This is a genomic window from Desulfofarcimen acetoxidans DSM 771 (genome assembly GCF_000024205.1).
GTDB lineage: Bacteria > Bacillota > Desulfotomaculia > Desulfotomaculales > Desulfofarciminaceae > Desulfofarcimen > Desulfofarcimen acetoxidans.
Genome location: NC_013216.1, coordinates 2,727,621 through 2,746,530, shown reverse-complemented (window position 1 = coordinate 2,746,530; position 18,910 = coordinate 2,727,621). Strand labels below are relative to the sequence as shown.

The following is an 18,910-nucleotide window of genomic DNA, read 5'->3' as shown; positions in this document are numbered from 1 at the left end:
TGGAAAATCAGATGCCGTTTAGCTTGTTGCTGATGTTATTGTTAATAACAATTATCTGGGGTTATGCCTGGATTTTTATGAAAGTTTCCTTATATTATATGGGACCGTTTACCTTTGCCTTCTTTCGTTTTGCGGCAGGTTCACTGGTTATGCTGTTCATCTCGTCATTGCGAAGTAAACTAAGGCCGGCAAATGAGGATTGGCCTTACCTGGCACTTTTAGGCTTAATGCAAACAGCCCTTACTTTTACCTTACTTATGTATGGCATGGTTTTTGTCAGTGCCGGTAAGTCCTCTGTTTTGTTGTATACGATGCCTATTTGGAGTATGGTTTTAGCCTACTTTTTCCTGCAGGAGAAGATAACCGGAAGAAAAATCGGCAGCTTGCTCCTGGGTAGTTCGGGGTTGTTGCTGATTTTAGGTTGGGATATCGTATACCGGCAAAATCTTAAGGTTCTAATGGGAGAAAGTTTAATTATATTAGGAGCCCTGTCCTGGGCAGCGGCAAACATAATAATCAAAAAAAGATTTAATTGCCATGATAAGATAATGGTTTCCACCTGGCAAATGGTTTTTGGTACTGCCGGCATCGCTCTGGCTGCGCTGGCTATGGAGTGGGGCAAGCCGGTTTTGTGGGCGCCGCTGCCGGTATTTTCAGTATTGTTCTGTGGAGTGCTGGCTTCAGCTTTTTGTTTTACAGCCTGGTTTATTATTCTCTCTCGGATAGATACAACTGCGGCTTCCATATCTCTGATGTTTGTACCGGTTATAGCCGTTTTTTCCGGCTGGCTGCACCTGAATGAGGAAATTAACGCCAGCATGCTGGCAGGGGTCTTGCTAATCAGCTTCAGTATTTATCTGGCCTCAGTACAGAAAAAAAACAGGCGGCAAAAAAATACTATTGATAGGCCATAAAAACAGTTTTCATTTTGTAATGCCTATTGAGCCGGCAATGCTTGCCGGCAAACTATGTCTGCTGCAGCGTAAAAGTCCTCTCGAAGCAGTCTAAAGCTGTCGCCCTTTTTAATAAGGGTCGTTTTGGTTATGCCGAATAAACTGTCTAAATCCAAATGGCAAATTGCTAGTAACTCAAAAGTATCAGGGGCGGACTGCAAAACCAGAATTTCACTGCTGGGGGTGAACATGGTAACGCAGTTTATGCCAACCCAATCATTGCTAACACCCTGGTAAATATCGCTGCTGTTGTAACTTTCCGCAAACAGTTGCTTCTCATCAGCATATGCCCTGGCAACTTCCCTATCAGCAAATACTTCCGTTAATAAGCTGGCTATTTCTTCCCGGTCAGAGTATCCTTGACCGGATCTAATCTCAAAATACCTGTTCTCCAATTCTGCTAACCGGTTATACAATAATTGTTTGTTTTTTTCGTCAACCGGTTGGCAAAGCTTGTCTTCTATGGCGGCATTAACATAAGCAGTAGAAGCCTGTTTATCCCAGTTTACCTGAGTATTTAAAGCACCGGCCAGAAAACTCAGTGGCACGAGAACCTGCCCTTGGTAAAAAAAAGGCGCCTGGTCAAGGGTTACCTGCTTGTTATTAACAGCTGCAAGCTTATTGCCTATCTGCAGGGCAATAACCGTATCCGCCTTTTTAGCCATAATTAATTTTTCCTGATCGTTATAAAGTACTAAAGCCCCAAGAGTTTCCATTACGCTTCTTAACGGTACCAGCAAGCTGTCATTTTGTGCAATAAAGCTTCCTTCAATAACCTGGCCGTTTACTATAAGTCTGGCGGTTGTACCAGCCATAAGAGGGGCCAGGGTGCTAAAAAAACATGCGATTAATAGAACAAAAATAAGTATTGGCTTTTTCACATAACCACTCCCAAAAAAAAATACATACTATATATATTTATGTGGTGGTTAAATGAAATATTACTATAATATATAATATAAGGAAAAATTTGTATATCGTAACTGTGATTAAATTGGAATTTCTCGACGGTTAACTCAGGTATCAATAATAACTGTTGATTTTTTGCAAAAATAATACAATTAATAATAGTTTTAGCTTTACAGGTATATTAGTTTTCCGGCGGTTCGAAGAATTTTGTCCCGGACAGACCGGCAGGCAGATAATCCTGTTCAACCCAGTGGTTTTGATAATCATGCGGGTATTTATAGCCTTTGCCGTGACCGAGGTCTTTGGCTCCTTTATAGCTGGCATCTCTTAAATGAGCGGGAACCGGTTCATGCCTCTTATTTTCTACCGCTGCCATGGCACTGTCGATTCCTTTGACAACAGAGTTGCTCTTAGGTGCCCGGGCAATATAAAGTGCTGCTTCCGCCAGAATGATTCTGGCTTCCGGCAGGCCCACCCTTTCTACGGACTGGGCGGCTGACGCAGCGACCACCAGTGCCAGAGGATCTGCCAATCCCACGTCTTCAGCGGCATGAATCATGATCCGCCGGCTGATAAATTGCGGATCTTCACCGGCATAAAGCAGTCTGGCCAACCAGTACAGTGTAGCATCCGGATCTGAACCCCGCATGCTTTTAATAAAAGCAGAAACCACATCATAATGCTCATCTTTTTGATTATATTTAGGCAGTCTTTTCTGAAGTGCCTCCTGTACTGTAGCCAGTGTCAGCTTGCGGCTGCCGTTTTCTTCCGGTACAGTAGTTATTACAGCCAACTCCAAAGCATTTAAGGCAGCGCGTGCGTCGCCGTTGGATATTTCGGCCAAGTATGGAAGAGCTTCCGGATCGGCACCGGTATTATAATTACCCAGCCCTCTGTTGCGGTCCTGCAAGGCCCTTTGCAGCAACCGGACAATGGCTTCCGTGGAAAGAAGTTCAAAGCGGTATAATTGCGAGCGTGACAGGATGGGCCTGTTAACTGAAAACATGGGATTTTCAGTGGTGGAGCCGATCAGGGTAATCAGGCCGTTTTCTACAAATGGCAGCAGAGCGTCCTGCTGAGCTTTGTTAAATCTGTGGATTTCATCAATAAATAAAACAGTTTTTTCTCCGTAGTAAGAGCGTCTTTTCTGTGCTTCATCTACTACCCGACGAATGTCGCCCACTCCGGCCATAACAGCATTTATAGTTTCAAAGTGTGATTTGGTCATAGAGGCGATGATGTTGGCCAGAGCAGTCTTACCGGTACCGGGTGGCCCGAAAAAAATCATCGACATCAGGCTGTCGTTTTCAATAGAACGCCTGAGGGTAGTGCCAGGTCCTACAATTGTTGACTGCTCTTCGAATTCCTCCAGGCTTTTAGGCCTCATGCGCGCGGCTAAAGGGGCCGCTTTAGCCATGTCTCTTTCCATGGCGTGTTCGAAAAGGTTCATTGTGAAACCTCCAGACAGATGCTTCATTTGCATTTACATAATACTAGCATAAACAAAATGGACTTTCCAGCCAAGAAAGCAAACTGTATTTTATAGGCCATTAAACGACTGATGTATTCAAAATAATCTTCCTTGCAAAATAATTTTAATTTTTCCAACTATTCAGCAGGAATGTCTCCTAATTTCAACGAATAAAACAATAGACCAATTATTAAACCAATAAGGAGGAATTTTTGTGGCAGCCGAACTTTTAAAAGGAAAACCTATTGCTGACAAAATTAAGGTAGAAGTAAGTGCCGAGGTAGAGGCATTAAAAGCTAAAGGCGTTACTCCGTTCCTGGTGGCCATACAGGTTGGTGAGAATGCAGCTTCTGCAGTTTATACTGGTGCTCAGAAAAAAGTTGCTGAGTCCCTGGGAATCCGTTATGAACTCCGTGAACTTCCGGCTGAAACAACCCAGGAAGAACTTATTAAATACATTGAAGGCTTAAATGCTGATGATGAAGTAAAAGGCATTATTCTGCAAATGCCTCTGCCGGCTCAAATTGATGCCAGAGCCGCCCAGTGGAAGATTGCTTATTCCAAGGATGTAGAAGGTATGACCCCTCATAACGTTGGTTTGGTAACCTACTTTGCACCTCGCCTGGCTCCTTGCACTCCGGCGGGAGCAGTTGAGTTGATCAAATCTACCGGTGTTGACCTCTATGGTAAAGAAGTTGTAGTAGTTGGCCACAGTGATATCGTTGGCAAACCTACCGCTATGTTGTTATTAAAAGAGTTCTGCACAGTTACCATTTGTCATATTGCTACCGGCCAGCGCGGATTGACTGCACAGCACGTTGGCAATGCTGAAATTGTTGTTGTAGCAGTGGGTGTTCCCGGCATTGTTAAGGGCGAATGGATTAAAGAGGGCGCTATCGTTATTGATATCGGTATCAACAAGGTTGGCGACAAGATTGTCGGTGACGTTGAATTTGAAGCCGCTTCTGAGAAAGCCGCTTACATTACTCCGGTTCCGGGTGGCGCAGGTGTTGCTACAACAGCTATGCTGATGAAGAACTTAGTGGAAGCCACCAAGTGGCAGTTGGAAATGAAATAAATTTGGACAATCTTAAACCTGAGAGTTTTTACTGTCGGGGATATTCTTGCCGCGGATCCTCATGGGTTCGCGGCTTTTAGTACGCAGTGAAATATAATGTTATAGGGAGGTTTTATTGTGAGTGCTTTCTTTGATAAGACCCTGCGTGAAGTGATCGAAGTCTCCGCATCCAACTCGCCTACTCCGGGTGGCGGCAGTGTTTCAGCTATGGTAGCCTGTTTTGGCGTGGCTATGACTGCAATGGTTTGCAACCTTACGGTTGGTAAAGAAAAGTTCAAGGATGTTGAGCCGCAGGTTCAGGCTATCTTGGACGAAGCTAATGCTATTATTAAAAAGCTGGAAAAACTGGTTGACGAAGATATGATGGAATTCAGTAATTTTATGAAAGCCTACCAGCTGCCAAAGAATACTGACGAGGAAAAGGCCACCCGTACGGAAGCAGTACAAAAAGCACTGAAGAGCGCTACCGATACACCGATGGAAATAGCCCGCGTATGCTTGCAAATCCTTGCCATTACTGAGAAGTTATCCACTATAGGAAATAAAATGGCCATAAGTGATGCCGGTGTTGCCGCCTATGTGGCTGAATCATGTGTTAATGCAGTTCTCTTAAGTGCGGATATTAATATTCCTATGATTAAAGATGAGCAGTATGTTCAGAAAGTTCTGGCCGAAAAAGCCCAATTGGTTGCGGAAGCCAAGAAATTAAAAGATATGGCCCTGACTGTTGTACAGGAGCGCATGAAATAATATTTATTTTAGGTTGACATTTTTATTGTGATTGTGTTATAAGAAAAGATCAAATCATTTAATGATTTGATCTTTTCTTATTTTCGCATGTTAATCGGAGGGGGATATGTAATGACCACCAGGGAAATGAATTTTGACCAGGCACTGTCGAGGTTAGAGGTGATTGTCAGGGAACTGGAAAATGGCCAGCTGCCCTTAGAGAATGCTCTCGAACTGTTTGCTGAAGGAGTAGCTTTATCAAAAGTTTGCAATAAGAAACTTGAACAGGCAGAAAAGAAAATTTCCCGCTTAATAACTGACAGCCAAGGTCAACCGGTACTGGTTCGTGCAACAGGTACCCTTTCCGAAGGGGGTCTTGATTAATGGAATTTCTAAACGAATTGAAAAAAATAGCAGGTCAGGTCGATGCCGCGCTGAATCGATATTTGCTGCCGGAAAGCAGTTGCCCTGAAATAATTCACCGGGCTATGCGTTATAGTATTTTTGCCGGGGGCAAAAGATTAAGACCGGCGATGCTCATTGCTGCGGCGGAAGCAGTGGGTGGGAGTGCCGATAAAGTTATGCCTGCCGCCTGCGCTTTAGAGCTGATACATACATATTCCTTGATACATGATGATTTACCGTCTATGGATGATGATGATTACCGCCGGGGAAAACCCACCAATCATAAGGTATTCGGTGAGGCTATGGCCATACTTGCCGGCGATGCTTTATTAACCATGTCTTTTCAATTGTTAGCCGGTTTGTCGGGCAGAAATGGAATTGCTCCGGCAGACGTGGTTAGGGTAATTGCGGATATTTCCGCTGCGGCCGGCACAACCGGTTTGATCGGCGGGCAGGTTGTAGATATAGTTTCTGCTAATCAAGAGATAGATGCCGGTACACTGGAATATATACACACTAAAAAAACCGGGGCTCTTTTCCGGGCGGCTATCAGATCCGGGGCTGTTTTGTCAGGTGCTGATGATGAAGAACTGAAATCATTGACAAATTACGCAGAGCACTTTGGTTTGGCTTTTCAGATAACTGATGATATTTTAGACGTGGCAGGAGATATGCAAAAGACTGGCAAGCCGGTAGGAAGTGATGAAAAAAATAATAAGGCTACCTACCCGGCTCTGTACGGACTGGAAGAAGCCTACAGGTTGGCCGGCTATTCCGCCGAACAGGCTTTGTATGCACTTGAGCCATTTGGTGAAAAGGCAAATTTTTTAAAAGAACTGGTTAAGTTTGTGGTGAACAGGGATCATTAGCTGCCTTGCAGCGTTTTCAAGTAAACATAATTCATATATTATGCTTATACAAAATTTGGACAGTTACAAATAGTATCAAAATATTTGTAACTAAAATATAAATATGATATAATAATCATCTAGCAAATCTTTTATTTTGTTAAAATTTATTTGGTAAGTGACGCAGTATCCTAGTCAGGATGACCTTTTTTGAAGGCGGGCCTAAAAATCCGCCAATGGCACAGCGATGAAGTTCCTGGTGCTGGCTGCTGACGCCCAGTTGGGGGTTGGTACTGGGAGTTAAGGTGGGAGGGCAACCTGCAATGGCATGCAGACTTGACCCTGCTTCCGTGGAGACCCAAGTATGTGGAGAGGCTGTCCCCTGTGGGGCATGCACAAACTATGGCTTGGGATATAAACCTGCATGTGGTGAAAGCTGCGTGCAGCGTAGCCTGCCTTGAGCGGTACTGGTGAATACTTGTTTTTCAGGAGATATGGCATGGGCCCGTGCTTTATCTCCTGGGGGTTGAAACTTTTACTGCAAAAGAGGATAGAAAAAGGTTTTATTCTGTTAAGGAAAACTTCTAGGCTGTCTCTTGGGTAGAACGGGGATTATAGTGCGGACTAAGTGGCAATCCAGCCCCGTTTGCGGTGACGTAACGGAAACTGTTTTAATGGGAAACCGCCGGTATGGCGACAGCCGGCAACAGTTTGGGAAATCCTGCTGGACCTAAGCCGCAACATTTACTCGTTCTATTGTCACTGACCATTACATATATGTTCCGCTCATGAGGTGGGTTTTTTGTCCAACGGTAGATCCTCTGTTTCAATAAGTTATATTATAATTATTGGGATTATTTCATTTACTCTGGCAGTGGTTTTTTCTTTGATATCAGAAACTTTAACCCGAAAACTAAACAGCCTGGTGGTATCATTTGCCATTTTGTTAGTTATTATTTTAATAAATATTTTGGGTGATATTATAGGTGTAGCGGTTACTGCGGCATCGGAGGCACCGTTTCATGCCAAGGCATCTAAGCGTGTGCCTGGTTCTCAGCAAGGAGTTAATCTAATCAGAAATGCCGATAAAGTAGCTAATATAGGCAACGATGTAGTCGGAGATATAACCGGAACGGTGGCAGGAGCACTTGGTATTGCTCTTGCTTCTCAAATTTATGCTTACCGGCACGATTGGGATCAGTTTGTTCTTAATATTTTATTAACTGGTTTTATCGCTTCGATAACCGTCAGTAGTAAAGCAATTGGTAAAAAATATGCTATTGAACATGCCAATGAAGTTATTTTCTCGGTAGGACGCATAATGGCATGGTGGGAAGGCATAACCGGTATTAAAATCGGTAAAAAGAGCCGTTGTTCTAAGCAAAAATAGAGGTGGTAATTTTGAACGGTTTATTAGCCATGATAAAAACACCCCAGGACTTGCGACTGCTGGATAATAGCCAAATTAATGAGTTGGCTGGAGAAATACGTCAAAAAATAATTGAGACGGTATCAGAAACCGGTGGTCATTTAGCGCCTAATTTGGGTGTAGTTGAATTAACACTGGCATTGCACCGGGTTTTTAATTTACCTCAAGACAAAATAATTTGGGATGTAGGACACCAGTGTTATGTACATAAACTGTTAACCGGTCGCAAGGAAAGGTTTTCCACTCTGCGCCAGTATGGTGGTATCAGCGGCTTCCCCAGGCTTATTGAGAGTGCCTATGACAGTTTTGGCACAGGCCACAGCAGCACCTCAATTTCTGCCGCCTTGGGCTTTGCGATAGCACGTGATTATCTAAAGGAAAAACATTCAGTGGCTGCCGTAATCGGAGACGGTGCCATGACCGGAGGACTGGCCTTTGAGGCATTAAACCATGCCGGGCATCTTAAGAAGGATCTTATAGTCGTATTAAATGACAATGAAATGTCAATAGCTCCTAACGTAGGTGCTATGTCCGGTTATTTAAGCCGGATTCGCACTGATCCTATGTATTCCAGAAGCAAGGATGAAGTTGAACAGCTGCTGTTAAAAATCCCTAATATTGGTCCCAAGGTTTTAAAAGTCATAGACAGATTAAAGGACAGCTTTAAATACCTGGTAGTACCGGGCATGCTTTTCGAAGAACTGGGTTTTACTTATTTGGGACCGGTGGACGGGCATAATTACCAGGCTACTGTTAATCTTTTAAAGCAGGCTAAAACCTGTAAAGGACCTGTATTGGTACATGTTCAAACTCAGAAGGGCAAGGGTTACTTGCCGGCAGAAAGCAACGCTGATAAGTTTCATGGGGTGGGGCCTTTTAAGATAGAAACAGGTGATGTGATCAACAGTACCGGGACTGTCACCTATACGGAAGTTTTCGGGGATATAATTGTCAAACTGGCGGAAACAGACAGGAGAATTCAGGCTATAACTGCCGCCATGCCGGATGGCACAGGATTGAGAAAATTTGCCAATATTTATCCGGATCGTTTTTTTGATGTCGGAATAGCTGAAGGTCATGCTGTTACTCTGGCTGCTGGTATGGCATGCGCAGGCTTAAAACCTGTGGTGGCCATTTACTCTACTTTTTTACAGCGGGCTTATGATCAGGTGATTCATGACGTATGTTTACAAAATTTACCTGTCCTTTTTGCTGTTGACAGGGCCGGTATTGTTGGTGATGACGGGGCTACCCACCAGGGATTATTTGATTTGTCTTACCTGCGCCCGATACCTAACCTGGTAATTATGTCACCTAAAGATGAAAATGAGTTTCAACATATGTTGAATACTGCAGTAAAGTTTCAGGGCCCGTGTGCTCTTCGTTTTCCGCGCGGCATTGGTACCGGTTGCGTTCTGGATAAAGAAATGAAGGAATTGCCTATTGGACAGGCGGAAGTTGTTCGTAAAGGAAAAAATATAGCCATAATTGCCATAGGCAACATGGTCAAGGTAGCTGAAGACGCTGCAAGAATTTTAGCTCAACAGGGCGTTGACGCTGCCGTTGTTAACGCGCGTTTTATTAAGCCCTTAGACGAAAAATGCATTTTGGATTTGGCTGCCAATACGAATTTGTTGGTAACTGTGGAAGAAAATATGCTTAGCGGCGGGTTTGGCAGTTCTGTTTTGGAGTTGCTGACAGCAAGCGGTTTAAAGACAAGGACTCATTGCATAGGCATACCTGATAATTTTATCGAGCACGGTCATCCCAAGCTGCTCAGGGATATTTACGGTTTGACTGCCGAAGGGCTGGTCAAAGAAATAAATATGCTTTTAGGTTACAGAAGCAATACCTTGAAGCTGATAGCTGATTAGGAGGGACTGCTTTGCCTCGCAATAAAGAAAGACTGGATAACTTTCTGGTTAGGGAAGGTTTTTTTCCGAGTCGGGAGAAGGCCCGGTCAGCAATTATGGCCGGGCTGATTTATGTTAATGATCAGCGTATGGACAAAGCCGGCACGCAAGTTTCTTCCGGTGTTCAGGTGGAAGTGCGAGGTAATGCTTTAAAGTATGTAAGCAGAGGTGGCCTCAAACTGGAAAAAGCTATCACTGCTTTTTCAATAGATATGCGGGAAAGGATTGTGTTGGATGTAGGTGCTTCCACCGGAGGTTTTACTGACTGCGCGCTGCAGCACGGAGCTCGACTGGTATATGCTGTTGACGTTGGTTATGGGCAATTAGCCTGGAGTTTACGCACTGATCTAAGGGTTGTCTCACTGGAACGTACAAATATTAGATATTTGTCATCCGAAAAGTTTACTCATATCCCTGATTTTGTGACTATTGATGTTTCTTTTATTTCCCTGGCCAAGGTTTTAGCACAGGTGGATCATCTGACAGCAGTTGATGCTGAAGGCGTAGCTTTGATAAAACCTCAATTCGAGGCAGGACCGGAAAGAGTAGGTAAAAAAGGTGTTGTCCGGGAAGCTTCAGTGCATATAGATGTAATCTTTAATATTTTGTCTGTAGTTAATGAACTGAATTGGTCTGTCTTGGGCCTTGATTTTTCCCCGATAAGAGGACCGGAAGGAAATATTGAGTACCTACTATATTTCACGAAGAAAAATGTTTTGCCACCCGATATAGAACAGCTCGTACCTTATATAGTTGAACAAGCGCATAAATTTTTTGGTTAGAAGACAACTTGCACATTCATAGAGTTATCGTAGAAAGGGTCAGGGTCAGTAATTATACTATAACTGCCCGGGCCTTTTTGTTTTGATAGGAGGATTTTGTTTGAAAACCTTCGGTTTGGCTGTGAATCTAAGTAAAAAAAGCGTAATTTCACTGGTGCAGAAAACTATAAACTGGCTGGAATTGCGTGCCTGTAAAATATTAATAGATGCACAAGTTGCCCGTACACTGGGTAGGATGGATTTGGCTGTTGATTCCTCCGGCATAATAAAAAATGCGGACTGTCTGATAACGTTTGGTGGGGACGGTACTTTGCTGCAAACTACCAGGTTGGCGGCACCGCTGTCTATCCCGGTATTTGGGATTAATCTGGGACATTTGGGTTTTTTAACGGAAATAGACATACCCGATATTTCCAGCAGCCTGGAGAAGCTCCTGGCCGGCCAATACAATATAGAAGAACGGATGATGTTAGAGGCACGGGTTTTCAGAAACGGTCAATCAGTAGTTAGGGTATCAGGCCTTAATGACGCAGTAATTACCAAGGGTGCCTTTGCCCGTTTAATAATTCTCGAGACCTATGTCAATTCAGATTTTGTGGGAACCTTCCCTGCGGACGGGTTGATTGTAGCCACTCCCACCGGTTCTACAGCATATTCTCTTTCTGCCGGCGGCCCCTTGGTTACTCCTGATCTTGAGGTAATGCTGATTACCCCCATCTGCCCTCACACATTGACTGCTAGACCCATGGTCATATCGGCAAATAATTTGGTCAGAGTGCTTATACCCCATAAACCGGGAGAGGTTATGCTGACGGTGGATGGCCAGCATGGCTGCAAACTGCAGCCAAATGATGAAGTGTTAATTAGTAAGGCCAGCTTTAATGCAAAATTTATCAAGCTCAAGGATGTAAGTTTTTTTGATGTCCTGCGTGAAAAATTGAAAGAAGGCGAGCGTTCGGATGTTTAATAGCTGGAGGCGGGCAGTCAGCATCGCTCAAATATTTATAGGAGAAATCTTATTTGATGGGTCTGTAGCAATTGACGCTACTGTTGGTACCGGGGAAGACACGCTTTTTTTGGCAAGTTCGGTAGGGCCAAGTGGACAGATTTTTGCTTTCGACATTCAGGAACAGGCCATAGCTGCTGCCGAGCAAAAGATTAAACAGAGGCATTTAGATAAGCGCGTCAAGTTTTATCTGGCCAGTCACGAAGCTTTAGTGTCTCTGGTTAAAGTTAAGGTTAATGCTGTTATGTTTAATTTAGGCTACTTGCCTGGCGGGGATCACAGCATTATAACAAAAGCAGAGTCAACCCTGGCAGCCTTGTGTCAGTCCATGGAACTTCTGTTGCCGGGTGGAAGGATCAGCATTGTGCTTTATACCGGCCACGAGGGCTCGCTGGAAGAGTGCACAGCCGTTGAAAAATATGTATCAAAATTGGATAATAAATTGTATAATGTCATCAAGCTTAATTTTTATAATCGGAAAAATCCCTCACCGTTCTTAATTCTTATTGAAAAGGAAGGTCCGAGAAGTGAAAAACAAGCGGCAGAAATTGATTCTGGATATAGTCAGCCAGCAGATTATTGAAACACAAGACGATCTGGTGTACGCCCTCCACGAAGCTAATGTCACGGTTACCCAGGCTACTATATCCAGGGATATCAAAGAACTGGGACTGATTAAAATGCCAGGCGAAAACGGTATTCAGAGATATGCTGCTCCCGCCGTGGAAGCCTCAAATGTGCGAAATAATGAGAGGTTAAAAAGACTGTTGCGGGACTCTGTGATATCTATCGATTTCAGTGAAAATTTGGTTATTATAAAAACTCTTCCAGGTGAAGCACAGGGTGTAGCATCAGCTGTTGACAACGCCGGTTTTCCTGAAATAATCGGTACAGTAGGCGGTGATGATACCATTTTAATAGTAGTAAAACCTAAAAATGCTGTATTGGATATTATTAACAGGCTAAAGGATATAACCAGGTGGTGATTATATGTTAATTACCTTAACCGTACAAAATTTTGGGATTATAGAAAATCTGTTGATGGAATTCGACCGAGGGCTGAATGTATTGACAGGGGAAACAGGAGCCGGTAAATCAATTGTCCTGGATGCCTTATCAGCGGCGCTGGGAGGTAGATGTTCTCCGGAAGCCATTCGTTACGAGCAAAAAAAGGCCCTGGTGGAAACTCAATTTTACATTGATAATATACCCAGAATAAATAACTTGTTGATTGAAGCAGGGTTAGAACCGGAAGAAGACGGTACATTAATTATGACCCGTGAAATTAACCGGAGCGGCAAGAACCTCTGCCGTATTAACGGGCGTAGCGTTGTTCTTTCTATTTACAGGGAAATAGGCAAATACCTGATTGATATGCATGGGCAGCACCAACAGCAGTCCTTATTGGATATAGACAAGCAGAGGGAACTGCTGGATGCTTTTGGCGGGAAAGAGCACCTGGACCTGCTGACTGCAACCGGGGAAGCTTATCGCAGTTGGCAGATGGTTTACAAAGAATGCAAAGAATTAACCTTTGATGAACAAGAAAAACAAAAAAAAACAGATATGCTGCTGTATCAAATAGAGGAAATAAATAAAGCTCAGTTAAAGCCGGGGGAAGATGTGGAACTGGCAGCAGAGTTTAATATCCTTTTGAATGCTGAAAAAATTATCAGGTTAATAAACGAAAGTTACAATTATTTATATGAGGGAAGTTCCGGCACGAGAGCTGTAACCGAACAACTCAGCAAAACAGTTAGTAATTTGGAAACCTTACAGGAATATGGAGCAGCTTTTATAGACATGAAAACTGCTATGGAAAGTATGCTCTATCAAATTGAAGATATGGCCCGTGATTTAGCAAATTATAGGCATAATATAGAGTTTAATCCCCAGCGCTTGCAAGCCGTTGAGGAAAGGCTGGATTTAATTAACAGATTAAAATATAAATATGGTGATTCAGTTGATGAAATATTGAAGTTCCAGGAAAAAGCCGAACAAGAATTAGATACTATTGCACATAGCCATGAAAAAATAGACGAGCTTATTAAGTTAAATTCAGAATCAGAACGCGAATATCTTACTCTTGCTGTTCAGTTGTCTGAATCACGTCAAAAGATAGCTCGCAAGTTTCAAACTGCTGTTTCCCAAGAACTGCATGCTTTAGAGATGCCGGCGGCCATAATAGAGGTTGAAATAACCCGTGTCTCGCAGGGTTTCAACGGCCATGACAAAATTGAATTTTTGTTTACAGCTAATCCAGGTGAACCGCTGCGTCAGCTGGCAAAAATAGCTTCAGGTGGCGAGCTTTCGCGGGTTATGCTGGCCTTAAAATCAATTTTTGCCGAGATGGATGAAATTCCGACTATGATTTTTGATGAAGTAGACAGCGGTATAGGGGGACGAGCATTGCAAGCGGTAGCTGAAAAATTGGACTATCTCAGCCAACAGAGGCAGGTTATATGCGTTTCACATGCTGTTCCAATAGCCTGTTTGGCTGCCAAACATTTTCAAGTGGTTAAACAATTTACGCATAATATGACTGTAACGGATATCCGGGAACTAAATATGACAGAAAGAGTCGAGGAACTAAGCCGCATGTTGGGTGGTAAAAATGTAACGTCTATAACCAGAGACCATGCCAAACAATTGTTAAACAGGTCATTAAATAAAAAATAATATTATAAAATTTTCTTATAATTAAAAGACGAGTTTAGTTCGTCTTTTTTTGTGTTTAGAACAAAAAAGCAACAAAAGCATTGGAGGTAAGTAAAACTAAAGCCTCGGCAATTATCGACAATAATGGTCGGAATATTTGAATTTATCTTTGGTTAACTTAAATTTACGTGGTCACGCATTGTTTTTTGAAAAAATTCTTAAAAAACAGACACACAAAATTAAATATTGATAATATCACGAGGAGGGATACCGTGCGGAAAATGACCCGGCAAAAAGTAACCGGTCTTTTTTTAGTCTTAGTGACAATTTTATGTATTGGCACTATGGCACAAAAAGTTTCAAGCATACCTTCCCGCCAGATGATCGCTAAAGGTGAACCGTTAAAGTTGGATTTATTATTTCCCAAAAATGTGCTTAATAATTTAGAAATTGATGTTCAATCTAAAGATTCAGGAAAAATTAATTATAAAGGCAAAACACTTGCTGACAGTTCATTATTGCTTAAAAAAACATCCTCAGAAACATCTCTGGCCCTGTCTGCCTCAGAAGAGTTTTTCTTGAATTTTAAATTATTTGGCATGATTCCTCTTCGCCAGATGGTAGTTAATGTAGTTGCACCGGTTCAGGTAATACCGGGAGGGCATTCTATTGGTGTTTTAGTACACTCGCAAGGTGTGATTGTAGTAGGAAAGTCTTCTGTGACGGATAAGGAAGGCCATACAAAAAATCCGGCCGAAGATGCCGGGATAGAGGTAGGAGACGTTATTCTCAAAGTAAATAATAACGTCATAAAAACTGATTTTCAAATGCGTGAAGAGATTGAAAAAGCCGGTCAGGCCGGTAAAAAAGCTGTTTTGGAAGTTAAGAGAGACGGCCATATTTTTAAAACTACAGTTAGCCCGGCATACTGCCATGAGACACGTCATTACAGAATTGGATTATTTATACGGGACAGTGTAGCAGGTGTCGGTACTCTGACTTTTTATGAACCCCAAAGTATGAGATACGGTGCACTGGGACATGTAATTACGGATATAGATACCTCACAAAAAATTGACCTGGCAGACGGAAAAATTGTATCAGCCATGATAGAAAACATTAGGCCAGGTAAAAAGGGGCAACCCGGAGAAAAAATTGGAGTTTTTAAAGGAGATAGCGATTTATTGGGGAGTATAATGAAAAATACTCAATTTGGAATTAGCGGAAAATTGAAAAATGATATAACTAACCCAATTTATTCTAAGCCCCTGCCGGCAGCTATGTCTAATCAGGTAAAGGAAGGACCGGCAAAAATTTTAACCGTACTGGAAAACAACAAGATAGAAAGTTTTGATATTAATATCGAAGAAGTTGCTCCACAGGCCAGGCCTGACGGTAAGGGACTGGTTGTCAGAATTACAGATAAAAAGCTTTTAGAAAAAACAGGAGGTATTATTCAAGGGATGAGTGGCAGCCCGATAATTCAAAATAATAAATTTGTTGGTGCGATAACCCATGTCTTTGTAAATCCGAAGATACCCACTGGCAACTGGTTGCAGATACTTCTAATTCCCCGGCTATTATCTCCCCAAAAACAACTTGCATCGAGTCATCTAAAGTGCATCTTAAGTATTCCGGAATATCTATACCGGTTTCAGCTCTTAAATAAATATGGGGATTACCATTCTCAATTATGACATAGTTAATAAGCGTAAGTAATATTGCTCGTTTCTTTTGATTAAATTCTTTATTAGTATTTTCCAAACCGTCTTTTAAAGATTTTAAAGTGTTTAATGTAGCCTCTATATTTTGAAACTCGTGCATCTTGATTTCTAGTTCAAGCTGTTTATTTTGTAATATTTGCTTTCTTTCTTCGATTATTTTTTTATATCTTTTTACTTCCTCCTGATATAGTTCGGGTTCCCATCTGCCTTCGTCATATTCTTTCTGGGCTTTGTTTAATCGAGCGTTCCAATCAATTATTTCTGCTTTAATTGCATCAATACTATTATCAACAAAGTCATAGTCATTTTTAATTTTCTTTAGTGCTATTTTCTTAACAGTATCAGTGTTATCGCTAATAAAATCTAATCTTCCAAATAATTCATTTATAACAGCTAATTCAACTTCGTTCTTTCTTATAGAGCGACAGGGAGAAGTGCATGAATTGTTGGGACATTTGTAATATTTGTACGTCTCACCCGAACTTTTAGACTTCTTTCCCGTATCTTTGGCAATCATCGTTGCACCGCAACAGCTGCACTTTAATAAACCGGATAGGAGCCAGGATGTAGACATGGATCTTGGGGGTATTTTTTGGTTTGTCTTGGATTCCATCTTATCTATTATTCGGTACCATAAGTCCAAGGGAATTATTTCCCTTAACAAAGGTGTTTTTTGCAGTACAATATTTCTTGGCTTAACTTTTGATACTCGACGTTTTCCGTCCGCATCTACATATCGGTTTAATACATTATTGGGCAGGTGCCCAGTTAGTATTGGATTTCTAAGCAAGCTTAGAACATTGTTTTTATCCCATTTGGAAAACTCAGAGCCATTTCTTGTTTTGTGACCGGTCCTAAATTGTATTCCTGCCTTATTTAGTTCATTTGAAATAACTACAGAGCCTTTGTTTTCAACAAGATATTTATAAATAATCTGAAGCCATATCCTTATTTCATCATCAACCTCAATGATTTTTTTGTTATCTTTATCCCATCTAAAACCGTATGGTAAATCACCTCCGGAAAATTGTCCGGCAGCCTTTTGCCCCTTTTTTGTTGCTTTAATACGAGTTCTGGTGTTTTCAACTTCCAGTTCAGCAAATGAAGCCAATAGTTGACGAAAAAATTTATCCTGGGGTGAGGCCTGATTCAATTTTTTACTATTATCAGCTTCCCATATCGGTACGGAAATTAAATCTAATTGATTGCAAATAAATTCACATTGTAAATTATTACGAGCTATTCTATCCTGTTTAAATACTACTATCGTATTGAATAATCCTTTTCGAGCATTTACCAACATACGTGCTAATTCGTATCGTTCATGTATTTCAGTCTTATCCGCCGAAATACCTTCATCAGAATAAACTTCAATTATTTTTGAGTTGGGAAATTTATTTCTGATAAAATCTTCACAAGAATATAGCTGACCTTGCAAGCCCTGTTGACTTTTAGCCTGTTCATCAGAAGAAACACGAAGATAAATAGCTATTAAATAATCATCACTGAGTGGAACACTAGGTTGTTGGGGGCTTGACAATATAATCGTTCTCCCTCCTTTATCTAAACTTAATAAATATTTTAGTATATTTCAGGGAAATATTCAATAAGGTGGTGAAAAGATTGTCTGTTATAGGTGAATTATCTAACTTTCAAAAAAAATATTTAATATATATGTCTGCTGCAATAGTAGCTGAACAATGGAAGCACGAAAGGAAAGAAATTATTAAGGAGAAACATAATTAACACTTTGAGGGTGAATATAATCCGGTAAAATCAATTCATGGGGCGGTAGTTGCGAGGGACCGGCTATTTCTATAAACGGAGAAATACCAGAGTATAAGACGTACCGAGAACCCAGGCAGAATGGAAAAATATTTCATAATACAAATAAAAGATGCCTAACACATATTTTAAAATAGTATGTGTTAAGCATTATGCTAAAAATGTTTACTAATAAAACCTTAAGTTGTTAAATTGAATAACTGTTTTTTAGGATATTTCTTTGTTATTCGTTCGCTTGAAGAGGATTACTTTCTAAGATTTTTTCCACTTCTTCATATCCTGGCGGAAATGCGAAGTTATAACGTGCAGGAAGAGCGAAAACATATCTGGTGTTACGACCAAGTTCTTTTGGCCCAATAGGTGCCGCACCAATATGAAATTTTTCCTGCTGAAGTGAGTCCCATTGATTGAGTGAAAATATCATGATGGGGATATCTTGTCGCCGGTTTTCAGAAGTCCATTGAGGGTGTCTGATGGAGATCATCGGACCAGTTTCAACAGTCTCACCATTTCCTATAGCAAGACCCTCCCATTTGTTGGTTACAATCGAATAACCATTCCAACTAACGGGCAATGAAAAGTTAAAGCCATATTGTGTATTTTTATACACAATTGAATTTGTTTGCTCGTAGGTACCGAGGGTTACAGCATTAATAACCCAACGATTTTCGATTTTTTCTACTACTAGAGTAATTGGCTGCTTTGCGGCAGTACCGCCGTTTACTTTCTCCACGCTGGTTATATCAATGATGTTACCTATAACTTTGTAAGTCTGTTCCGATAATTTCATAATGTTTAGAATTTCTATGCGATCCGGCCATGGACTTGAAAGCACTCTCCCCGGGGCATTCTCGGGTTTGCTTAGCCATTCTGCAAGAAGCGTAGGGGAAATAAAATCTCCGTAATTCTCTTGTATGCTCTTACTCACTATATTGGGGGGAGCTTGAAGCGAAACGGTTTGAAGTTTCCCGCCAAAATCCTCAACCAGACTTGCAATTGCCGTCTTGTCACTTCCATCGGTTAGTTGTTGTTCCTCCTGGTGTTGACCTTCTTTTTTAAGCTGAGCATCATTTATTTTATTTGTGCAACCAAACAATGAAATGCTCAATAATAAGATAAATACAATCAAAACTGTTTTTTTCATGATGTTTTCTTCTTAAACTCCTTTCAGCTAGTTTCTCTTCTATATATTTGTCGGTAAATAACAAAGAAAAGTTCCA

General features: G+C 41.5%; 17 protein-coding genes and 1 pseudogene. 14 read left to right on the top strand and 4 right to left on the bottom strand.

What is annotated here, in order from left to right:
- The first annotated feature begins 11 nt into the window (after positions 1-11).
- On the top strand, positions 12-914 hold the full coding sequence (locus tag DTOX_RS12685; RefSeq protein ID WP_015758080.1) for a DMT family transporter: 903 nt from the start codon (positions 12-14) through the stop codon (positions 912-914).
- Positions 915-937: 23 nt separating this feature from the next.
- On the opposite strand, the gene DTOX_RS12680 is transcribed toward DTOX_RS12685, so the two are convergent.
- Positions 938-1,834 (bottom strand): copper amine oxidase N-terminal domain-containing protein, encoded by an 897-nt coding sequence (locus DTOX_RS12680; RefSeq protein ID WP_015758079.1) that lies wholly within the window; start codon positions 1,832-1,834, stop codon positions 938-940.
- A gap of 209 nt (positions 1,835-2,043) precedes the next feature.
- Positions 2,044-3,312 (bottom strand): replication-associated recombination protein A, encoded by a 1,269-nt coding sequence (locus tag DTOX_RS12675; protein ID WP_015758078.1) that lies wholly within the window; start codon positions 3,310-3,312, stop codon positions 2,044-2,046.
- Positions 3,313-3,547: 235 nt separating this feature from the next.
- Between DTOX_RS12675 and DTOX_RS12670 the strand changes: the two genes are divergently transcribed.
- The 13 genes from DTOX_RS12670 (at position 3,548) to spoIVB (ending at position 15,878) form a co-directional block, all read left to right on the top strand.
- Positions 3,548-4,411, top strand: a complete 864-nt coding sequence (locus DTOX_RS12670; protein ID WP_015758077.1) for a bifunctional 5,10-methylenetetrahydrofolate dehydrogenase/5,10-methenyltetrahydrofolate cyclohydrolase — start codon at positions 3,548-3,550, stop codon at positions 4,409-4,411.
- A gap of 117 nt (positions 4,412-4,528) precedes the next feature.
- Positions 4,529-5,161 (top strand): cyclodeaminase/cyclohydrolase family protein, encoded by a 633-nt coding sequence (locus DTOX_RS12665; protein ID WP_015758076.1) that lies wholly within the window; start codon positions 4,529-4,531, stop codon positions 5,159-5,161.
- A 111-nt stretch (positions 5,162-5,272) separates the two neighbouring features.
- Entirely contained in the window at positions 5,273-5,524 is a 252-nt protein-coding gene (gene xseB / locus DTOX_RS12660) for an exodeoxyribonuclease VII small subunit (protein ID WP_015758075.1), read from the top strand.
- Positions 5,524-6,414 carry a polyprenyl synthetase family protein gene (locus DTOX_RS12655; RefSeq protein ID WP_015758074.1) on the top strand — a complete coding sequence of 297 codons (891 nt, stop codon included), beginning with the start codon at positions 5,524-5,526 and terminating at the stop codon, positions 6,412-6,414. Before xseB ends, DTOX_RS12655 begins: the two co-directional genes overlap by 1 nt.
- Before the next feature lie 302 nt (positions 6,415-6,716).
- Positions 6,717-6,854 (top strand): hypothetical protein, encoded by a 138-nt coding sequence (locus DTOX_RS23045; RefSeq protein ID WP_157862950.1) that lies wholly within the window; start codon positions 6,717-6,719, stop codon positions 6,852-6,854.
- 341 nt (positions 6,855-7,195) lie between these two features.
- Entirely contained in the window at positions 7,196-7,783 is a 588-nt protein-coding gene (locus DTOX_RS12650) for a hypothetical protein (RefSeq protein WP_015758073.1), read from the top strand.
- An 11-nt stretch (positions 7,784-7,794) separates the two neighbouring features.
- A complete protein-coding gene (gene dxs, locus DTOX_RS12645; protein ID WP_015758072.1) occupies positions 7,795-9,696 on the top strand; it encodes a 1-deoxy-D-xylulose-5-phosphate synthase in 1,902 nt (633 codons plus the stop codon).
- 11 nt (positions 9,697-9,707) lie between these two features.
- Entirely contained in the window at positions 9,708-10,517 is an 810-nt protein-coding gene (locus DTOX_RS12640; protein WP_015758071.1) for a TlyA family RNA methyltransferase, read from the top strand.
- Between the two features lie 100 nt (positions 10,518-10,617).
- Entirely contained in the window at positions 10,618-11,484 is an 867-nt protein-coding gene (locus tag DTOX_RS12635) for an NAD(+)/NADH kinase (RefSeq protein WP_015758070.1), read from the top strand.
- A complete protein-coding gene (gene mnmM / locus DTOX_RS12630; protein WP_015758069.1) occupies positions 11,477-12,106 on the top strand; it encodes a tRNA 5-(aminomethyl)-2-thiouridylate-methyltransferase MnmM in 630 nt (209 codons plus the stop codon). The genes DTOX_RS12635 and mnmM overlap by 8 nt, the downstream gene beginning before the upstream one ends.
- Positions 12,051-12,509, top strand: coding sequence for an arginine repressor (gene argR / locus DTOX_RS12625; protein ID WP_015758068.1), 459 nt, complete (start codon positions 12,051-12,053; stop codon positions 12,507-12,509). The genes mnmM and argR overlap by 56 nt, the downstream gene beginning before the upstream one ends.
- Positions 12,510-12,513: 4 nt before the next feature.
- Entirely contained in the window at positions 12,514-14,202 is a 1,689-nt protein-coding gene (gene recN, locus DTOX_RS12620) for a DNA repair protein RecN (protein WP_015758067.1), read from the top strand.
- A 260-nt stretch (positions 14,203-14,462) separates the two neighbouring features.
- Positions 14,463-15,878 carry a SpoIVB peptidase gene (gene spoIVB, locus DTOX_RS24365; protein WP_015758066.1) on the top strand — a complete coding sequence of 472 codons (1,416 nt, stop codon included), beginning with the start codon at positions 14,463-14,465 and terminating at the stop codon, positions 15,876-15,878.
- Between the two features lie 415 nt (positions 15,879-16,293).
- On the opposite strand, the pseudogene DTOX_RS24360 reads toward spoIVB, so the two are convergent.
- Both DTOX_RS24360 and DTOX_RS12605 read right to left on the bottom strand, forming a co-directional pair.
- A pseudogene (locus tag DTOX_RS24360) lies at positions 16,294-17,445 on the bottom strand (recombinase family protein); the annotation flags it as partial.
- 468 nt (positions 17,446-17,913) lie between these two features.
- On the bottom strand, positions 17,914-18,834 hold the full coding sequence (locus DTOX_RS12605) for a hypothetical protein (protein ID WP_015758063.1): 921 nt from the start codon (positions 18,832-18,834) through the stop codon (positions 17,914-17,916).
- Positions 18,835-18,910: the final 76 nt, after the last annotated feature.

Excerpts from the sequence above, each read along its gene's own strand:
- xseB (WP_015758075.1), top strand. The coding sequence starts at position 5,273 with ATGACCACCAGGGAAATGAATTTTGACCAGGCACTGTCGAGGTTAGAG.
- mnmM (WP_015758069.1), top strand. The coding sequence starts at position 11,477 with ATGTTTAATAGCTGGAGGCGGGCAGTCAGCATCGCTCAAATATTTATA.
- DTOX_RS12675 (WP_015758078.1), bottom strand. The coding sequence starts at position 3,312 with ATGAACCTTTTCGAACACGCCATGGAAAGAGACATGGCTAAAGCGGCC.
- DTOX_RS12605 (WP_015758063.1), bottom strand. The coding sequence starts at position 18,834 with ATGAAAAAAACAGTTTTGATTGTATTTATCTTATTATTGAGCATTTCA.
- DTOX_RS12655 (WP_015758074.1), top strand. The coding sequence starts at position 5,524 with ATGGAATTTCTAAACGAATTGAAAAAAATAGCAGGTCAGGTCGATGCC.
- spoIVB (WP_015758066.1), top strand. The coding sequence starts at position 14,463 with ATGACCCGGCAAAAAGTAACCGGTCTTTTTTTAGTCTTAGTGACAATT.
- recN (WP_015758067.1), top strand. The coding sequence starts at position 12,514 with ATGTTAATTACCTTAACCGTACAAAATTTTGGGATTATAGAAAATCTG.
- DTOX_RS23045 (WP_157862950.1), top strand. The coding sequence starts at position 6,717 with ATGGCATGCAGACTTGACCCTGCTTCCGTGGAGACCCAAGTATGTGGA.
- DTOX_RS12685 (WP_015758080.1), top strand. The coding sequence starts at position 12 with ATGCCGTTTAGCTTGTTGCTGATGTTATTGTTAATAACAATTATCTGG.